The organism is Acetobacter syzygii (assembly GCF_000964225.1).
GTDB lineage: Bacteria > Pseudomonadota > Alphaproteobacteria > Acetobacterales > Acetobacteraceae > Acetobacter > Acetobacter syzygii.
The window spans coordinates 83,847-101,987 of record NZ_BAMZ01000009.1 but is presented as its reverse complement, the minus strand read 5'-3'; the positions used below and the strand labels follow the sequence as shown (position 1 = coordinate 101,987).

Annotated in this window: 11 protein-coding genes and 1 tRNA gene; 6 read left to right on the top strand and 6 right to left on the bottom strand. The window is 55.2% G+C overall.

What is annotated here, in order from left to right:
• Window positions 1-6: 6 nt before the first annotated feature.
• Window positions 7-1,503: a replicative DNA helicase gene (locus Absy_RS04280; protein ID WP_048853497.1), complete on the top strand. Its 1,497-nt coding sequence runs from the start codon at window positions 7-9 to the stop codon at window positions 1,501-1,503.
• Between the two features lie 127 nt (window positions 1,504-1,630).
• Here the strand turns inward: Absy_RS04280 and Absy_RS04275 are convergent, their stop codons facing one another.
• From Absy_RS04275 to Absy_RS04265, 3 genes are all read right to left on the bottom strand, one after another.
• Entirely contained in the window at window positions 1,631-4,081 is a 2,451-nt protein-coding gene (locus Absy_RS04275; protein ID WP_048853496.1) for a DUF3772 domain-containing protein, read from the bottom strand.
• A 513-nt stretch (window positions 4,082-4,594) separates the two neighbouring features.
• Window positions 4,595-5,383, bottom strand: coding sequence for an ABC transporter ATP-binding protein (locus Absy_RS04270; protein ID WP_179287819.1), 789 nt, complete (start codon window positions 5,381-5,383; stop codon window positions 4,595-4,597).
• An 11-nt stretch (window positions 5,384-5,394) separates the two neighbouring features.
• Entirely contained in the window at window positions 5,395-6,180 is a 786-nt protein-coding gene (locus Absy_RS04265; RefSeq protein ID WP_048853495.1) for an MlaE family ABC transporter permease, read from the bottom strand.
• Between the two features lie 222 nt (window positions 6,181-6,402).
• Here Absy_RS04265 and radA point away from each other — a divergent pair, with 222 nt between their 5' ends.
• From radA to Absy_RS04245, 4 genes are all read left to right on the top strand, one after another.
• The gene (gene radA / locus Absy_RS04260; protein ID WP_048853494.1) at window positions 6,403-7,794 is read left to right on the top strand and encodes a DNA repair protein RadA; all 1,392 of its coding nucleotides are present in this window, start codon (window positions 6,403-6,405) and stop codon (window positions 7,792-7,794) included.
• Between the two features lie 66 nt (window positions 7,795-7,860).
• Window positions 7,861-7,934: transfer RNA gene (locus tag Absy_RS04255), tRNA-Gly, on the top strand.
• A 625-nt stretch (window positions 7,935-8,559) separates the two neighbouring features.
• The gene (locus Absy_RS04250; protein ID WP_048853586.1) at window positions 8,560-10,116 is read left to right on the top strand and encodes a hypothetical protein; all 1,557 of its coding nucleotides are present in this window, start codon (window positions 8,560-8,562) and stop codon (window positions 10,114-10,116) included.
• Between the two features lie 68 nt (window positions 10,117-10,184).
• Window positions 10,185-11,555 (top strand): amino acid permease, encoded by a 1,371-nt coding sequence (locus tag Absy_RS04245; protein WP_048853493.1) that lies wholly within the window; start codon window positions 10,185-10,187, stop codon window positions 11,553-11,555.
• 88 nt (window positions 11,556-11,643) lie between these two features.
• Here the strand turns inward: Absy_RS04245 and Absy_RS04240 are convergent, their stop codons facing one another.
• The 3 genes from Absy_RS04240 to Absy_RS04230 all read right to left on the bottom strand — a co-directional run bounded on the left by Absy_RS04240 (window position 11,644) and on the right by Absy_RS04230 (window position 17,077).
• Window positions 11,644-12,327 carry a YoaK family protein gene (locus Absy_RS04240; protein WP_048853492.1) on the bottom strand — a complete coding sequence of 228 codons (684 nt, stop codon included), beginning with the start codon at window positions 12,325-12,327 and terminating at the stop codon, window positions 11,644-11,646.
• Between the two features lie 216 nt (window positions 12,328-12,543).
• Complete coding sequence (gene putA / locus Absy_RS04235; RefSeq protein WP_306414332.1) at window positions 12,544-16,179, bottom strand: bifunctional proline dehydrogenase/L-glutamate gamma-semialdehyde dehydrogenase PutA; 3,636 nt, start codon at window positions 16,177-16,179, stop codon at window positions 12,544-12,546.
• Window positions 16,180-16,372: 193 nt separating this feature from the next.
• On the bottom strand, window positions 16,373-17,077 hold the full coding sequence (locus Absy_RS04230) for a GntR family transcriptional regulator (protein WP_048853490.1): 705 nt from the start codon (window positions 17,075-17,077) through the stop codon (window positions 16,373-16,375).
• 551 nt (window positions 17,078-17,628) lie between these two features.
• On the opposite strand from Absy_RS04230, the gene Absy_RS04225 reads away from it, so the two are divergent.
• Window positions 17,629-18,069, top strand: coding sequence for a hypothetical protein (locus Absy_RS04225; RefSeq protein ID WP_048853489.1), 441 nt, complete (start codon window positions 17,629-17,631; stop codon window positions 18,067-18,069).
• Window positions 18,070-18,141: the final 72 nt, after the last annotated feature.

The window sequence follows — 18,141 nt, the reverse complement described above, 5'->3', positions numbered from 1 at the left end:
GTGACTATGACAACAGAAACTGACAAACCCAAAGATGACGGCCTGCTAGGTTTGACCTTGCGCCAGCCCCCCGCCAACATAGAGGCGGAACAGGCGTTGCTGGGGGCATTGCTAACCAACAATCGTGCGTATGACCGGGTTTCCGACTTTCTGGCCGGGGAGCATTTTGCCAACCGTGTTAATGGTCAGCTGTATGCCGCTATTGCCCGCAGGATAGAAAACGGCCAACTGGCCGACCCTGTGACCATGCGCGCAGAGCTGGAAAATTCCGGAATGCTCGATAGCGTCGGTGGCATGGCTTATCTGGCCAAACTGCTGACCTCCATGGTGGGGATTATCAACGCCGGGGATTACGGGCGTGCCATCCATGATGCGTGGATACGCCGCCAGTTGATTGATATTGGTGAGACCGTTGTAAACAACGCCTTTGGTGCAACGGGGGACCTGTCCGGCCCGGACCAGATTGAAGCGGGGGAAGAAGCCCTGTTCAAACTGGCAACCGAAAAAGGCAAGGAGGGCGATTTTGTTGCATTTAACAAAGCTCTTACAGGGGCCATCAATGTTGCCGCACTCGCCTTCCAGAGCGAAGGGCACGTTACGGGCCTGACATCCGGTCTGCGGGATCTGGATAAAAGAACCGGCGGCCTGCATCCTTCGGATCTGCTTATTCTGGCGGGTCGTCCTGCCATGGGTAAAACGGCTCTGGCTACCAAAATAGCGTTTTCCGCAGCACGCGCCCTTATGGAGGAAGCTGAGGAAAAAGGGGGCAAGCCCAAAGGGTCTGTTGCGATCTTCTCGCTCGAAATGTCCGCTGAGCAGCTTGCAACACGTATTTTGTCCGAGCAGGCGGAAGTTTCGGGCGAACGCATCCGCCGGGGGGATATTGGGCAAAAGGAATTTGACCGGTTTGTCCGGGTCAGTCACGAACTGGCCAGCCTGCCTTTGCTGATTGATGATACGCCAGCTATTTCGCTCTCCGCCATGCGTACCCGGTGCCGCCGCCTTAAGCGCACGCAGGGTTTAAGTTTGATTGTGGTGGATTACCTCCAGCTTATGCGCCCATCGGTTGGCACCCGGCCTGAAAGCCGCGTGCTCGAAATTTCCATGATTACACAGGGACTCAAGGCTATTGCCAAGGAACTGGAGGTGCCGGTTATTGCACTCTCCCAGTTGTCCCGTCAGGTAGAAAGCCGTGAAGACAAGCGGCCCATGCTGTCCGATCTGCGAGAATCAGGCTCCATTGAGCAGGATGCGGATGCGGTCATGTTTGTTTATCGAGACGAGTATTACCTGCAACAGCGTATGCCCAAGGAAACAGCCTACGATTCCATGGATAAATACTCAGTCGCGCTGGAAGAGTGGCAGCGCAAGATGGGGCTGGTCCATAATAAAGCTGAGCTGATTCTGGAAAAACAGCGGCATGGACCAACAGGCACCATCCATCTGTTCTTTGAAGGCGAATACACACGCTTTGCCGATCTGGATAATATTCACGAACAGTGAGGATGATTGGATAACGGATTTGTCCGTAAAAAAACCGGCCTCCTTGTTGGGGCCGGTTTTTTTTGTGGTGGCCTGCACACCAATGCCAAGGAACTGGTGGTGTGCAAGGCATGGTATTTTTTAAAATTTAAGATGCGCGCACGGTCTGCCGGAAGGTCACAGGAATTTCGTTTTCCTGAAAAGCCTGCCATATTGCAAAAAGTGCGCTGCTGCGGGCCGTTTTTATTTCCACCCCATCCCGTGCTTTGGCGGAACCGGTCAGTATGGCGGAGCCATCGGCAACAGAGGTCATGGTCACTGTGGGCGGGCTGTCCGGGTCTGTATCCGCACAGGCGCTGAGCGTGGCAATGACCACGCTGCTGGCCTTGTTCAGGTCGGATGCAAAGGGCAGATCCAGCTCCACGGTAAAAACACCGGGTTTTTGCGCCCGTGTGGCATTTTTGACCGCTGATGTAATGAACTGCGAATTTGGTACGATCATGGTGGATTTGTCATCCAGCCTGATGTCTGTTGAACGTACACTAATGCGTTCCACCTTGCCGGTTACTCCGGCAATGGTCACAACATCCCCCACCGACACAGGGCGTTCGGCCATAAGAATAATGCCAGACACAAAGTTCTGCACAATGGATTGCAGGCCAAAGCCAATCCCGACGGAAAGAGCACTGACAACCCATGTCATGCTTTTGACCGTAACACCAAGGACCGCCAGCATGGCCAGACCAATTAAAATCCATGCGGCATAGCCCAGAATGCTCAAAATGGAAGCCTGTGCACCAATATCTAGATTGGTGGCGGGGAAAAACCTTTGCTGGAACCATGATTTTACAATTTTTATGGCCTGATACCCAGCCAGCGGTAACGCTACACAGAGCAAAATAGCATCCAGCGAAACCGAGGATGTATTGTTGTCCTCCGTTCCATGGAACAGGGAATAGAGTTGCTGCCATATCTGGGGTGGGTCAAAATTGGCGCCGGATGTTGCCACGGCATAGGCTACGGCCAGCAGCAGCACATTGACCAGACCCGGAATAAGAATACTGGCCTGGTTAATCAGGCGTGGGGGCAGGCCCAGTTCCACCAGATGGCGACCCAGAGGTGCGCGGGAGGCAAATAAGGCTCCCCCCATGGCGGTTGTGAGCATGGACAACAGCAAAAGTGTTGTCATGCTTAATGCCATAACGCTCACCCAGGAAATAAGGGTGTAAGCAAGGGGAATATAACCCGACAGCACCGCAATCCAGCAGATGATGGAAATGCCCATGGCCATGCTACGCAGGAATTGTGCCAGCGGAGGGGATTGGTCGGCTTTGCCTTGCTCCGCATCTGCCTCTGTATCCTGATCCTGCGCAGCGGTGAGGCGGAGCTTGCGGGGAATGGCAAACAGAAGCGGGCTAACAGCCAGCGTATACAGCCCATCCATAAGCTGCACACTCAGCAGGGACAGGCCACTCTGTGTGTCCACATAGCGCAAAATGCCGCGTACGATCATGGCAATGGCCAGCCATGCGGGGAAGAGCCGCAGGCTACGCGCCAGATCGTCTGACATGGCAAAAACCCGCCATTCCGCCTTGCTGCTCAGGAAGCAGAAGCCAAGCTCCAGCACCAGACCACACAGGGGGGCCTGTGTGGCAACCATACTGGCAAGCTGGTCCAGATCGTCCCCGACTGCGGGGTTGTCAAACGCCAGTGTGTTCCAGAACACCTGAAACGAAATTGTGCAGGCCAGCACACTGATCAGCCCGCACACAACGGTTGCGGCTATGGGGCGTACACGCCCTTCAGGCAAAAAGCGGGTGATCAGCAGCCTTACGGTTTTGCGCGCAAATATCCATGCCGCCAGTAACAGCAGGGATGCCCCAAGACCGGCCAGAGTAATAAAAATGCGTTTGCCAGTCAGGGCTGTGGCCAGCATGGCCAGTGTTTCTGCTCCCAGTGCGTTCAGCCTGCGCCCATCCTGTGGGGCGGTCTGTACGAACTGGGACCAGAAGTTGATCCCCAGTGGCGAGGGGAGCTGCTGCCAAAGTGTAGCCTGCTGGATGGCGCTATCATGCTGGCGCAGTTCGTTGACCAGTTGCTGTGCTTCAACCTGATACAGCTTTAGCCGTGTCAGGCGGGCAGAAATATCGTTCTGCCGCTTGTTCAGGCTTTCGCGCTGTTCGGTAATGGACGGAGCTTCTGGCGGGGCATCCTTGGCGGGTGGTTTGCCCAGAATGTCCACAAAGTTCTGATAAATGTCCTGATACGGTTTTATGCGCGTTATCAGCCTGTCAGTTTGTGTTGCCACGGCGGAAGCCCGCTGGAGCAGAACGCTCAGATCAATTGCGCTGTGCCCCGTGTTCTGTTCCGCAATGCCGCTTTTGTAGATGGCGCGTATTTCTGCCCCGATTTCGTCCAGTGTCTGGTCAGAGACAATATCCTGCGCGCTCATAATCAGGGGGGTGGGGGCATTGTTGGCGACGGCAGCAGCCTTGGGCTGGTCCGCCGCCTGCTGCGCTACCGCTGGACCAGCCAGAGATGGGACGGAAAAGAGGAAAAGCGAGAGCAAAAAGAATATGCGAGCAGGCATACGAAGCATCAGGCAACCTTGCGCCGTGGGAGAACACTACAGCTTTGAACGATCAGGGCCGACCTCGGGTTTCATGCCGGTCGTTTGCAAAGCCGGAACACATCATACCATGACTGCACACTGTGGGAAAATTTTTACAATTTTAAAAAGCTGTTGCGGTCGGGGGCATGGAAGAGAAATTCCCATGGAGATGGCGCGCCCCACACACAGACCCGCGCTGGCGTTGTATGTGGCCAGAGGTCCGCACTGGTGCCAGCCTGACTGCGCATTGGTCAGGCTGGTCAGGAGGGTTTTAGTTGTCGCTGCTGCTCAGGTGGTCGTGGTAGCCCAGCGGAACCCACTGTGAGGATTTGGTCAAATGGCGCGGTGGATGGTGGAACATAGAACAGGCGGAAAGCCCGAGTGCGCATGTCAGCAACAGAACCGCACGTTTCATTGTGTGTCTTTCTCCACAGTGGTCTGAGTGTTTCTATCTCATCCACGCCGGTTATGGGCAAGATAATTAGAGAACACTCGGGTCCGTTAGCGCCTTAATTCCATGGTAATGGGGCCTTCGCGGCGACCATGGGTAAACTGGTCTACGTAATCGTTGCCACTGTGCATAAGCGATGCCGCAGCCCCCTGCCAGACCAGCTTACCTTTGTAGAGCATGGCTGCCTCATCCCCAATCCGTTGGGCGGAGGCCATGTCGTGCGTAATGGCAATGGCCGTGGAGCCGAGTTTTTTAACGCAATCCACAATCAGCCCGTCAATCACGGCACCCATAATCGGGTCCAGCCCGGTTGTGGGTTCGTCAAAGAACAGAATGTTGGGCTGGGCTGCAATGGCGCGTGCAAGACCGACACGTTTTTGCATCCCGCCCGAGAGTTCGGAGGGGTACAGATCTCCTACGGATGGGGCCAGTCCAACCTGTTCCAAAATGGCGCCAGCTTTGCCGCGGGCATTTGCACGGGTCAGTTTTTTTAGCGCAAGCAGGCCAAAGGTCACATTTTCCCATACTGGCAGGCTGTCAAACAGGGCGCCGTTTTGGAACAGCATCCCAATTTCGCTCCGTAGTTGCTCGCGCCGTTTGGCGGAGGCTGCCAGCACGTCCTCACCATCAATTTCAATACTGCCCGAATCTGGGGTCATCAGGCCAAGAATGCAGCGCAGCAGAACAGATTTGCCGGACCCCGAACCGCCAATAATAACAAACGATGTTCCCTGCGGCACATCGAGAGAAATACCATCGAGTACTTTTTTGTCCCCAAAGGACTTGTGCAGATTCCGGATACGGATTTTGGGGGGCGCACTGGTCATGCTCTGGTCCATTGCGGCATTACTCATTGTGAGAAAAACAGGTCTGTAATCAGGTAATCAAAGGCGAGCAGCAGAATGGAGGCCACAACCACGGCGGCTGTGGTGGCCGAGCCAACGCCTTCTGCCCCCCCTTTGCTGTTATAGCCGTAGTAACAGCCCATCAGCGTAATAAGGAACCCAAAGAGGGCCGCCTTGATGAGCCCCACCGTAACATCCATGACCTTAACGGAGTTGAGGGTCGCGGTAATATAAGCGGTGGGGGAAAAACCCAGCTTGACCACAGCAACCGTAAACCCACCCGCAACACCCAGTACGTCGGCCACAAGGACCAGCAGGGGCAGGGCGATAATACCTGCCAGCAGGCGGGGCGCGACCAGATACTTCATGGGGTTGGTGGAAAGGGTGCTTAACGCATCGATCTGGTCTGTAACCCGCATGGTGCCAATCTGTGCCGCCATGGCGGCGCCAACACGGCCAGCCACCATAAGCCCGGCCAGAACAGGCCCCAGCTCACGGGTTACGGCCAGCACCACAATGCCTGCAATGGCGCTCTGGGCATGGTATTGTGCAAACCCCGTGTAGGATTGCAGGGCAATAACCCCGCCTGAGAACAGGGCTGTCAGTGCCACAACAGGTAGCGAGAAAAATCCCGTCTCAAGGAACGTGCGTATAAACACCCGCCCATAAAACGGTGGCCGCACAATGTGGGATAACCCTGCCAGTGCGAACAGCGCCAGAGCACCCGCACTGCGGATAAGCGAAAGTGTGGTGCGGCCTGTATGGGCCACAAGATCAAGCACCATATCCATGGGTCTGGGTTGTCTGTTCCTGCTGCGTGTTATCGGGCTCTGTATCTGGAGTGAGCCGTAACCCGTTCGGGTCGGGTTCGTCAAAGAATGCTTTTGTTTGCCATGTGTTTGTGTGGAACCAAACGGGAGGAATTGGGGCAAAAACCATCAGGTGGTCCTTGAAAATGTTCTTGTTTTATTCCATTTATGGGCGTCCAGTCAGGCAGGAACAGGGGAATATCCGTGGCCAAAAAAACGTCCCGCCAGTACGTGTGTAAGGCCTGCGGGGCCGTCCATGCCAAATGGGCTGGCCAGTGCGATGCCTGCCAGGAATGGAATACGCTGGAGGAAATGGCTGTGGAGCCTCTGGCGGCTTCGTCCGCCACGGTGCGTGCTGGCAAGGGGCGGCGCGTGCAGTTGCACGGGCTGGGCGGAAAGGTGGAACTGCCACCGCGCACTGGCACGGGTATTGCGGAACTGGACCGAGTGCTGGGCGGGGGGCTGGTGCCAGCCTCTGTTGTGCTGGTTGGGGGCGACCCCGGTATCGGTAAGTCCACGCTTTTGTTGCAGGCAGCAAGCCGTCTGGCAGGCAAAGGGGAGCGGGTTCTCTATATTTCGGGCGAAGAGGCGGTGGACCAGATTCGGTTGCGGGCCATCCGCTTGGGGGTTGCACAAACCAGCCTTGATCTGGCGGCGTCCATTAATGTGGCGGACATTGTCGCAACGCTGGAGGCTGAGCCGGACGTTAAGGTTGTTGTGATCGATTCCATCCAGACCATGTGGCTGGAAACGGTGGAGAGCGCTCCGGGAACAGTCTCGCAGGTGCGTGCATGTGCGTTTGAACTTATCAGGGCAGCCAAGCGACGCGGCTTTAGCCTTATTCTGGTCGGGCATGTGACCAAGGAAGGCGCATTGGCCGGGCCGCGTGTGCTGGAGCACATGGTGGATGCGGTCATGTATTTTGAAGGGGATCGCGGGCACCAGTTCCGTATTCTGCGTGCTGCCAAAAATCGCTATGGCGCGACGGATGAAATTGGCGTGTTTGCCATGACTGACCGTGGGCTTGAGGAAGTCAGTAATCCCTCTGCGCTTTTTCTGGCAGAGCGGCGTGGCAATATTGCGGGGTCTGCCGTGTTTGCAGGGTTGGAAGGAACGCGCCCCGTTCTGCTGGAGGTGCAGGTTCTGCTGGCCCCAAAGGGGGGGGATGGCGCACCCCGTCGGGCTGTAGTGGGGTGGGATAGCGGACGTTTGGCCATGTTGCTGGCGGTGCTGGAGACACGGTGCGGGCTTAAGTTATCGGGGATGGATGTTTATTTGAATGTGGCCGGGGGGCTTAAAGTGGTTGAGCCTGCGGCTGATCTGGCCGTGGCGGCGGCCTTGGTCTCTGCTGCCAGTGGGGTGCCCACCAGCCCTGGCGAGGTGTATTTTGGCGAGGTCGGTTTGTCTGGCGAGGTCAGGCAGGTTGCACAAGCGGATGCGCGACTGAAGGAGGCCGCCAAGCTGGGCTTTACGCAAGCCGTTCTGCCCCGCCGGATAGCACGTGGCAGTGCGCGGTCCCGCCCACCGGAGGGAATGAGCCTGCGGGAGCTGGGCCATATTTCCGATCTGGTTGGCTCCGATGCGGAGGCAGAATAATACGCAGGGTGTTTGCATACCATTGCAAGCACGACTGGAGCACGCTATAAGGCGCCCACGCACTGCGCGGATGTAGTTCAATGGTAGAACGGCAGCTTCCCAAGCTGCATACGGGGGTTCGATTCCCCTCATCCGCTCCATGCTTCCCCAAAAATAGAGCTGCATTCCTTAATATCAGCTGCATGTAGCTGTATGCCATTGGCAACGCGTGTGCGTTTGCCCCCACCCGTTGTGATGAATGAAAAATACAGCGGCGTTTGACCGATGAGGGGCGGTTAGCAGGTGGCTTAAGCCCTGTTTTCCTTGCGCACTGTGGGGACAGGATGGTGAAAATTCCTAATTTTTACAAGGAATTAATATATACCCAAGGATACAATTCATAGGATATTCCTGAAAAAGTGAAATTAATTGGCATGTATATTATTTCGTTCTTGGTATATTAAGCTATTTTTCAGTCAAGAACGGAAAAGAAACGATATTCAATACAATAATTACTTATTTGTATAAGAAAATACTACCAAGAATACAAAAATGAGATTTCAGGGTATTTTGATTATATCATCTTGAATGTATTATAGGATGGTGCAATGATTATAATGTAATTATTCGCCCAGCCATGCTGTGGGTGGGCTCTATAGCTGATTTTGGAAAGGAGCGCTTCTGGGTGTGAATGGTCTGCCAAAAAAAAATAAAAAACAGATTGGACTGTTCCGTTGCACACAAAATCAGCCTTCCACTCCGCCGCATTGCGGCAGGGAAGGGCGTGTGCATGGCTTTGCAGGGAGTGGAGTTTATGGCGCGCTCAGGCTGGGGTGTTCTTCCTTGTTGTTGAGCGCATTTGGGGTGAATCTGCCAGCCAGGGCGGAGCAGACGCTTGTGTCCCTTGGTGGGGTCACTATCCAGAGTGCTCTGGATATTGGCGGATCTGCTTTTCATCTTCCCCACACAAATTTTGGTGGTGGGTCTTATGCTGTTCGGCCATCAGGCGGTTACACACGCCATGCCAACACCACTTATGGCGAGCTTTATGCCAAGCCCACTCTCAAGGGGGAGTGGAAGACTGGCTGGGGGTTTGACGTTATTGGCAATGCCTCGGCCATAGGCGCAACCACTCTGGGGGATGGGGATGCCCAGCAGGTCTCCCAGACATCGGGCACACCACGATCGGTTTATCTGGAAGAAGCTTATCTGGGCGTCAGGGTTCCGGTCAGGCTTGGTGGGGGGCATCAGGCTCTTACCATTCAGGGCGGGCGACAGGCATTTGCCGTGGACGATGGGTTTTTGATTGGCAAAGGCACCTATAGCTCCGGGGAGCGGGGGGCATGGTGGTATGCACCACGGTTTGCCTTTTCTGGTCCGGGTGTCATCAAGCTCGAAGGAGACCCGGTTCGCGCAGACGTATTCATGCTTGAAAGCAATACGGATAACGATATTGACCGTGGCTATGACCGCCCCAAAACCAGCTTTGTCGGTTTTGATGTGACATGGTTTGTCAACAAGGCCGGAGGGCATGGTGCCTCGACCTATGCGGACCGTGCTGCTTACGTAACCCTTACGTATTTCCATGTAAGGGATGCGGATACATCCGCCCATTATGATTATTCGACCCGTGCAGACCGTAACGGTATGAATGTTGCAGCCCTAAGCTGGGGTGGCACCCTGTTGCCTATAAAAGCCTTGGGTATTTCCAAAAACTTTACGTTCTACGGGAATTTTGTATCGGAGCAGAATAGCCGCGCAGGCAATGGTTATACTGGGGTTTCGGCTTACGGAATGTATTTCGAACCAGGATATACGTTTTCCATGCTGCCGTGGACGCCCCATATTTTTTACCGTTACACCCGCTTTGGTGGCGGCAGAAATGCCGAAGGGGGCGTTAAGCATAATTACGATACGTTCTTTTTGTATGATGGTAAGCGCTACACCTATGGCGGCTACTGGCCGGGGGAAATTGTGGGCATGTATCTGGCCCCACTTTCCGACCTTGAGGACCATCAGATCGATCTGACGGTTATCCCGCCCGTGCATTTGTTCCGGCGGAACGATTCGCTCAAGCTTGGCCTTCATTTTTATGACCTGTCACTCCTCTATGCTTCTGGCATGGGGCTCAAAAACACAGGCCGTCACGTATCGGACGAACTGGATGCATCTGTTGAATATACGCTGGACGAGAACACCTCCGCAGCCCTTGCCGGGGGGGCTGCCTTTGCCGGACCGGCAGGGCGCGCCCTGTCAAAAGCAGGGGTGCCGGGTGGGCAGCCCATGCCAACCATCGGCCACCATGCAGGGGTGATCGAGGCATATTTTTACAAGCATTTTTAGAGATATTTCCCAGTTCATTCCTCTTGAGTTATGAATAGGGTAAGCCGACCAGAACAAAGGACCTCTCCATGGCTGAGCCGAACACCAAATCCGCTGATAAACCTGCTACCGGGTTGCGTAGCCGCCACATCGCCATGATCGCGTTGGGTGGGACTATTGGAGCAGGGCTGTTTGTAGGGAGCGGAGCGGCTATTGAGGCCACGGGACCCGCAGTTTTGCTGGCTTTCCTTCTGGTTGGTCTGCTGGTCATTCTGGTCATGCGCATGTTGGGCGAAATGGTGGTGGCCGACCCCGGCCGCGGTTCGTTTGTCGAATATATTCGCGCAGCACATGGGGACAGGCTCGGATTTACGTCTGGCTGGCTTTACTGGTTTTTCTGGGTGGTGGTGCTGGGAAGCGAGGCCATAGCCGGGGCGATTCTGTTACAGGACTGGGTGCATCTACCTATATGGGTTTTGTCCATTGGGCTGATTGTGCTTTTGAAACTGGTTAATTTTGCTGCCCCGCGTGTGTTTGGTGAGTGCGAGTTCTGGCTTTCTGCCGTTAAGGTTTTTAGCATTCTGGCATTTGTGGCCATTGGTGCGCTGTATGTGGTGCATGTTTTTGGCCCCGGTGTGCCTGTGTGGCAAAATGTTATGGGCCATGGCGGCTTTTTCCCACATGGGATTGTTGCCGTGCTGTCCATTATTCCCACCATTTTGTTCACGATGATGGGGTCGGAAATTGCAACCGTTGCAGCAGGGGAGTCACCCGAGCCGGGTAAGAATGTGGCCCGTGTTACCCGTAGTCTGGGTACACGCGTAACCCTGTTCTATCTGGCATCTGTTGCCATGATCCTGCTTGTGGTGCCTTGGACCAACATTGTTTCCGGCCGGTCTCCTTTTGTAACCGCCATGGACACAATGGGCATTCCCGGTGCGGGGATTATGATGCGGATTGTGGTGCTGAGCGCCATTCTGTCCTGCCTGAACTCGGCCATGTATATTACTTCGCGCGTACTTACCGAACTGGCTGCGCAGGGCGATGCTCCGGCTTTTCTAACCCGCCGTTCCGCTACTGCTGCGCCGCGGATGGCCATTACGGTCAGCAGTATTTCCGGGACATTGGTGGCATTTTCATCCATCCTTGCACCACAAACCATTTTTGCGTTTCTGCTGAGCTGTAGTGGTGGGGTTATCCTGCTGATCTACAGCCTTATTGTTACAGCGTATATTACCTCCCGCTTTGCCGCGCGCCGGAATGGTACGGAAAAAGATAATTACACGCTCTTTCTTTTTCCCTTCTGTAATTATGCAACGCTGGGTGGGGTCGTGCTGGTTTTTGTTGCCATGCTGGTTAATCCTGGAGAACGGATGACCGCTCTGGCAACGTTGGGTACTTCGGTTGTCTGCTACTGTCTGGCAACATATTTTGTAATCAAGAACAAACAGTCGACCTAACTGTTCATGTCGTGTTTTTAACAGAAAGGCCCGCCGGTTGATGGCGGGCCTTTCTGTTATGTAGGGCAATATTCTGCAAAAACAGAACTCAGGGAATGCTCATCCGGTCCAGATGAAAAGCAAGCGGATGCTTGCGCAGCAACAGGAGCCCCCCGGCTGCAATAATGGTGCCACCAGCAAGAGCAATGCCCAGAGAGACACTATGGTCCGAGACCAGTGTGCCAATAACGGCCCCAATAAACAGGCTAAAAATAGCGCTTACACGGCGCAGGGTGCCCGTGCTGTTCCCTCCTGCGGCAGAACTGTTGTGGGCCAGCCCATGCAGCACCATGGTTGCGGCAGGCAAGATCATGTCGGGTAATTTGGCGTGTCTGGTCGCGGATGTCTGTAAACCCATAGCGCATGACAACAGGGCAAGGGTTACGTAAATATCGCCCGGAATATTGGTATGCCAGACCCATGCGGCAAGACCGACCATACCGCCAACGCCCAGCAGAATATCGCCTATTGTGGAACGTACGCTGCGCTGGCGGCGCACAAGCCGCCCACCGACCATGGCCCCCAGAAAGAAAAAGCCTATAGCTTCCAGCCCGGACAGGACAACGGCTTGAGACGTGGCAATGTTGACAGCCATTAAAATAATGGTGGCAGTCAAATAGCCAGCAAAAATCTTGAGATGCAGCAGAGAAATGGCGTCCAGCATACCCATGGCCATGGTAACGAGCAAAATGGCAATGACCAGTTTGGCATCATGCCCCGCGCGGGTTGTCATTGTATCTCCTGATTATGAGAGACTGAAAAAAAGAACCCTACCGTGCCTGAGCACAGGGGCCAGTAAGAGGTGTTGTAACATCAGGAATGGTCACGGAAAAATGACCATAGCTGGCATGTGCCATGTTTTGTGGGCAGGATGTCGGGCCTGATATTGAGGATGAACAAAAAAGGCCCGGCAGGGTGCCGGGCCTGGAACAGGGGGGCTCTGTTCCGCTTAGTTCAGGGTCATCAGGCTGGCATTGCCGCCAGCGGCTGTGGTGTTGATGCTCCGGGACTGCTCTTCCAGCACAGCTTCAATCGAGGGCAGACCAGCACCAGTTATGTAAGCCGAAACAATAGGGCCATTGCCGGCACTCAATGTTTTGCGTGTGGTGTTAAAGACCTCGTTGTCCTCCTCGCTCAGAATAATGCTGCAAGGCAGGGACATGGCGGAGGAAACAGGACGCACAAAATGCTGGATGCCTGCGGGAAGGGAAGAGAGTCCCGCCAGCACTTGTGCATCTGCCAGAATGGCTGCCGTATTCCCCCCCGCCAGCACGAGAGAGATCTGGTCGTATAGACCTGTTTTGGTCTGGGCCATGCACAATACAGTACCGCGCGCACCCAGTTTATACTGGTTCAGTTCACCTACAGGGCCGGGCAGGGTGATCTGTCCATTGGTCAGTGGCTGGCTGGCAAGGATATGGGCGCGTTGGGCGGGCTGGCTTTCCCCTTGTGTGCGAAGCCAATCGGTCCATTTGACCATGGCCTGCGGCGTGCGGCCCCGTACAATTTGTGGCAGAGCCGGTACCTTTGCCAGCAGGCGGCGCAGAATAAGTGGTCCACCGGCTTTTGGCCCTGTGCCCGAAAGACCGCGACCACCAAAGGGCTGCACACCCACAACGGCGCCAATCGTGTTGCGGTTGACGTAAAGATTACCTGCTTCCACCTGTTCCAGAACATTCTGGATGGTAGAGTCCAAGCGTGTGTGCAGGCCAAAGGTCAGGCCATAACCTGTGGCGTTAATATCTGCCAGAACATTGGCAAGCTGGGTGCGCGGGTAGCGCAGCACATGCAGAACCGGGCCAAAAACCTCCTGCCCTACATCCCGAATGGACATGACCTCAATAAGGGTGGGTGGTACAAAGCTGCCATGTGCGCAGGCCTGCGGGAGTGCTAGCGCATGGACTGGTGCGTTTTTCTGGCGGAACGCATCAATATGGGTGGTAATGCCTTTGGCGGCCTCTGGCGTAATAACTGGCCCCACATCGGTGGACAGGGCTGATGGGTTGCCCAGCCGCAGTTCGTTCATGGCGCCACGCAGCATGGCCAGCACATGGTCTGCGCAGTCATCCTGTACGCAGAGAATGCGCAGGGCAGAGCACCGTTGGCCAGCACTATCAAAAGCGGAGGCCAGCACATCTGCTACAACCTGTTCAGCCAGAGCGGACGAATCAACGATCATCGCATTCTGGCCACCGGTTTCGGCAATAAAGGGTACGGGTTGCCCGGTGGCGGTGCGGCGGTCCTGCAACTGGCGGTTAATCAACTGGGCAACAGCCGTGGAACCGGTGAACATAACGCCCATAATGCGGGCATCTCCTACCAGTGCAGCGCCTACGTCTCCCTCACCGGGGAGGAGTTGCAGGGCTGCGGCAGGCACTCCGGCTTCGTGCAGAATGGCAACGGCAACGGCTGCAATTAAGGGTGTTTCTTCCGCGGGTTTGGCAATAACGGCGTTTCCGGCGGCCAAGGCTGCGGCAATCTGGCCGATAAAAATGGCGAGCGGGAAGTTCCACGGACTAATACAGGCGACAATCCCAAGGGGAATATGGGTTGCATTATCAAAATCGCGGTGGATTGTAGCAGCATAATAACGCAGGAAATCCACCGCTTCGCGTATTTCTGCCACAGCATTGGGGAGCGACTTGCCTGCCTCGCGGCAGATCAGGGCCATTAGGGCGGGGTGCCGTGCTTCCAGCAGGTCGGCAGCTTTCAGCAAAGCCTCAGCACGGATGGCAGGGGTGCGTGCCGCCCAGTCCGCAGCGCCGTTCTGTGCCGCGTCCACAGCCTGTTTAACGGTTTCTGCCGTGGCGTAGGTCACGTGGCCGACCACATCACGCCGGTCTGCGGGGTTGGTTACGGGCTGGGATGGACCAGTGATAGGGGCACCATCCACCATGGGTGCAGCCTGCCATTCTTTGGGTGCAGCCTGAATGCCAGTGGCAAGGGATTCAAGTGCACGGTCATCTGCCAGATCCAGTCCGGCAGAGTTCTGGCGTTCTGGTGCAAACAGGTCCAGTGGCTTGCAGATTTCGGAATGAGGGGCACCAAAAGGTGTGTAACGTTGCGCAGAGGTTACGGGGTTTTCAATCAGGGATGCCACGGCAATGGAGCTATCCCCAATCTGATTGACAAAGGACGAGTTTGCACCGTTTTCCAGCAGGCGGCGGACCAGATAGGCCAGAAGCGTTTCGTGCGTGCCAACAGGAGCATAAATGCGGGCGGGGCGGTTCAGCTTGTCCGCGCCAACAACCTGACGGTACAAAGGTTCTCCCATGCCATGCAAACACTGGAACTCGTAAGACCCGATCTCGTATTTTTGCCCGGCCAGTGTGTAGATGGTGGAAAGGGTACGGGCATTATGGGTAGCAAATTGCGGGAAAATAACATCCCGTGCGCCCAGAAGTTTGCGAGCGCAGGCAATGTAGCTGATGTCCGTATGGCATTTGCGGGTGTAAACGGGATAATCCGCCATGCCCTCAATCTGCGCCTTTTTAATTTCGCTGTCCCAGTAGGCACCTTTAACAAGGCGCACCATAATGCGGCGGTTGGTGCGCCGCGCCAGATCAATAATGTAATCCAGAACAAATGGCGCGCGTTTACCATAGGCCTGCACAACAAAACCAATGCCCTTCCAGCCTTCCAGCCCCGGTGTAGCGCACAGGGCTTCCAGCAGGTCGAGCGAAATATCAAGCCGCTCGCTTTCTTCGGCATCAATGTTAATGCCAATGTCGTACTGGCGTGCCAGCAGGGTTAATTCCTGCACAATGGGGAGAAGCTCCCCCATGACCCGTGCGTGCTGCGCGCGGGTGTAGCGCGGGTGCAGTGCTGAAAGTTTGATGGAAATACCGGGACGTTCGTAAACGTTGGCCCCTTTGGCGCTGCGGCCAATAACGTTAATGGCGTTAATGTAGTCCTGCCGGTAACGCTGGGCATCTGCTGCGGTGTAGGCGGCCTCGCCCAGCATATCGTAGGAATAGGAAAAGCCGATATCTTCCAGTTTTTTGCTGTTCTTGCGGGCCTGTTCAATGGTTTGGCCCAGAACAAACTGTTCGCCCATAAGGCGCATGGCCGCATCCACCGCTTTGCGGATAACCGGGCGGGTGCTCCGTTCGACAAAACCCATGAGCGCGCCAGAGAGTGTTTTGTCGTTATGCTCGGCAACCACGCGGCCTGTCAGGGCAAGCCCCCATGCGGCGGCATTGGCAAACAGCGGTTTGCCCCGTGCCACGTGGGAGAGCCAGTCACTCTCGCCAATCTTGTCCTGAATAAGGGCATCCCGCGTTGCCAGATCGGGAATACGCAGGAGCGCTTCGGCCAGGCACATCAGCGCCACACCTTCGGCGGAAGACAGGGCAAACTCCTGCACCAGTGTTTCCACCAGTCCGGGGTTGCGCTGGCTGCGCAGGGTTTCGGCCAGTGTGGTGGCTATGGCTGCTACGGCATCATCTTCCGGAGCACTCAGTGTTGCCGCGGGGGTCAGGGCTTCAATGCACACCTGCTCGGGGCGGCGAATGGCCTCGATAATGGCTTGGCGCAGTGGGGTGCGGGAGGTGAAGTCAGGAGCAAATGCGTCAGTGGAGGACATGGCCTTGTTCATCCAGATCAACCGCCAAACCGTGCGCCTGCGGGGCGCAGGTTGGTTTTGGCTTCATAATGATTTTTGTGCTCTGACACGATAATATACGATTTGCAACATTATATATTACCCAATCCGGCGTGGCTGATGGATGGAAGAATTAACCCCTTCAATAATCTGGATTTTTATACGCTAAAAAGACTCAGCCAGCCTGCTGGATTGCCTGCCGACGCCGGAAGACATCGACCGAGATTCTGGAGGCTTCCAGAATATGTGTGCGGGTCAGGCTGGCACACAGGTCTGCATCGCGGTTCCGGCAGGCGTCCAGAATAGCCTTGTGCTCGTCATGGGTAATTTTGATTCGGCCTTCAATAACCAGATGGCCGCGAATATAGCGGTCTAGTCTGGTGTGGAGGTCTTCTATCATTTCCAGCAGGCGGGGGCGGGGGGCCGCGGCATAAATGGCGTTATGAAAAGCCCGGTTGAGGGCACCGGAGCGGATCATACCCTGTGCCCCCTCAACACCATTGACAAAGGCATCATAAGCATCTTCCACGCGGGCAAAATCCACGCGGGTCATATTGCGCACACCCTCTGCGGCGGCCTGTTCTTCCAGCATGGCGCGGATCTGGGAGTATTCCAGAATATCGGCTTCATCCAGCCCAATAACCAAAGCACCTTTGTTGGGCGTAAAGGCCACCAGTCCTTCTGCGGCAAGGTGTTTAAGGGCTTCACGCACAGGAATGATGCTGACACCAAACCCGGCGGCTAGTTCCGATTGTGGCAAAGCCCGACCTGTTGGTAGCTGATCCTCCAGAATAGCCTTGCGCAACGCCGTGCATATACTCTCGGACACTGTGCCGTGCGGTGCGATTTCAACACTTTTGAAAAGGCTGGCAGGCAGCATATGGGGCTAAGCTCCCGCTTATTTTGTTACGGACTCGTTAAGGTTCGTTATAGAATGGAAGGCGTAACTGTTCAATCAGTCTGCGCCCACACAGCTTAGCACAGGTCAAAGGGGTGGGGGCAAGGTGCCACATCACCTGATCGTGATAGCGTTAAGGCATGGCAGGAATATGCCGTTTTTGCCGAAGCATTCGGTGCCATTCAGGGGCATGGCAGGTGGTGCATGGAACTTTGCACCATGCTGCCTGCTTACGCGTGCATACGCCCAAGACTACACATGTCATTGCAGAAGATTGAGATAATAGCATCATGTTTTGATGATGAAAATTTTTGTGTCTTGGGTGTTCAGGGTGTTTGCTCCCTGTTTGGAAGGCTGCCGTACCCCTTGTGGTATGGCGGGTGAGTGTTGTGATTTTTTTGTTATGACAAGCTGTGTGCACACCCATATGGACAGGACTGTGGGCAGCCATGTTTTTTGTGCGCGTGGGGGCTGCTTGATCTTTGCGGGGGTTACGGGGCAGTTTGGCGCATATTCCGTTTGGGAGATTCTGAATGAAACTGTTTGCCGTGCGTGCCCTGTCGGCGCTAGCCCTTACCACGTCCGTGCTGGCATCCGTGCCCGTGCTTGCTCATGCTGAGGACCAGACCCTCAACATTCCGGTTATCCGTGGGGGAGACACGTCCATGCTCTCAACCGTGGACCCATCGGGTTATGTTGCATCTGTTGACCCGAAAGAAAACGCAGGTCTGCTGAACTACTGTGTGCAGAATGAATACGTCCCTGATTATGATGACGCATTCCGCACTTTGCAGGAATATAACAAGAAGACCAACGCTGTGTCTGACGGCGCTGATGGCAATATGTTCTATGCAATCGGTTCTGCTGGTCAGATCCGCGTGAACAACCAGACCTACACCGTAGCCATGGCAACCCTGCCGCTGCGCCAGAAGACCTGCAAGGCTGTTCTGGAACGTGCCAAAGCTGCTCTGTAATTCGGGGGCAGGCCTTATTCCGCGCCGACCGGAATTTAAGGTAAGGCATTAAAACGGCATAACAAAAAGACT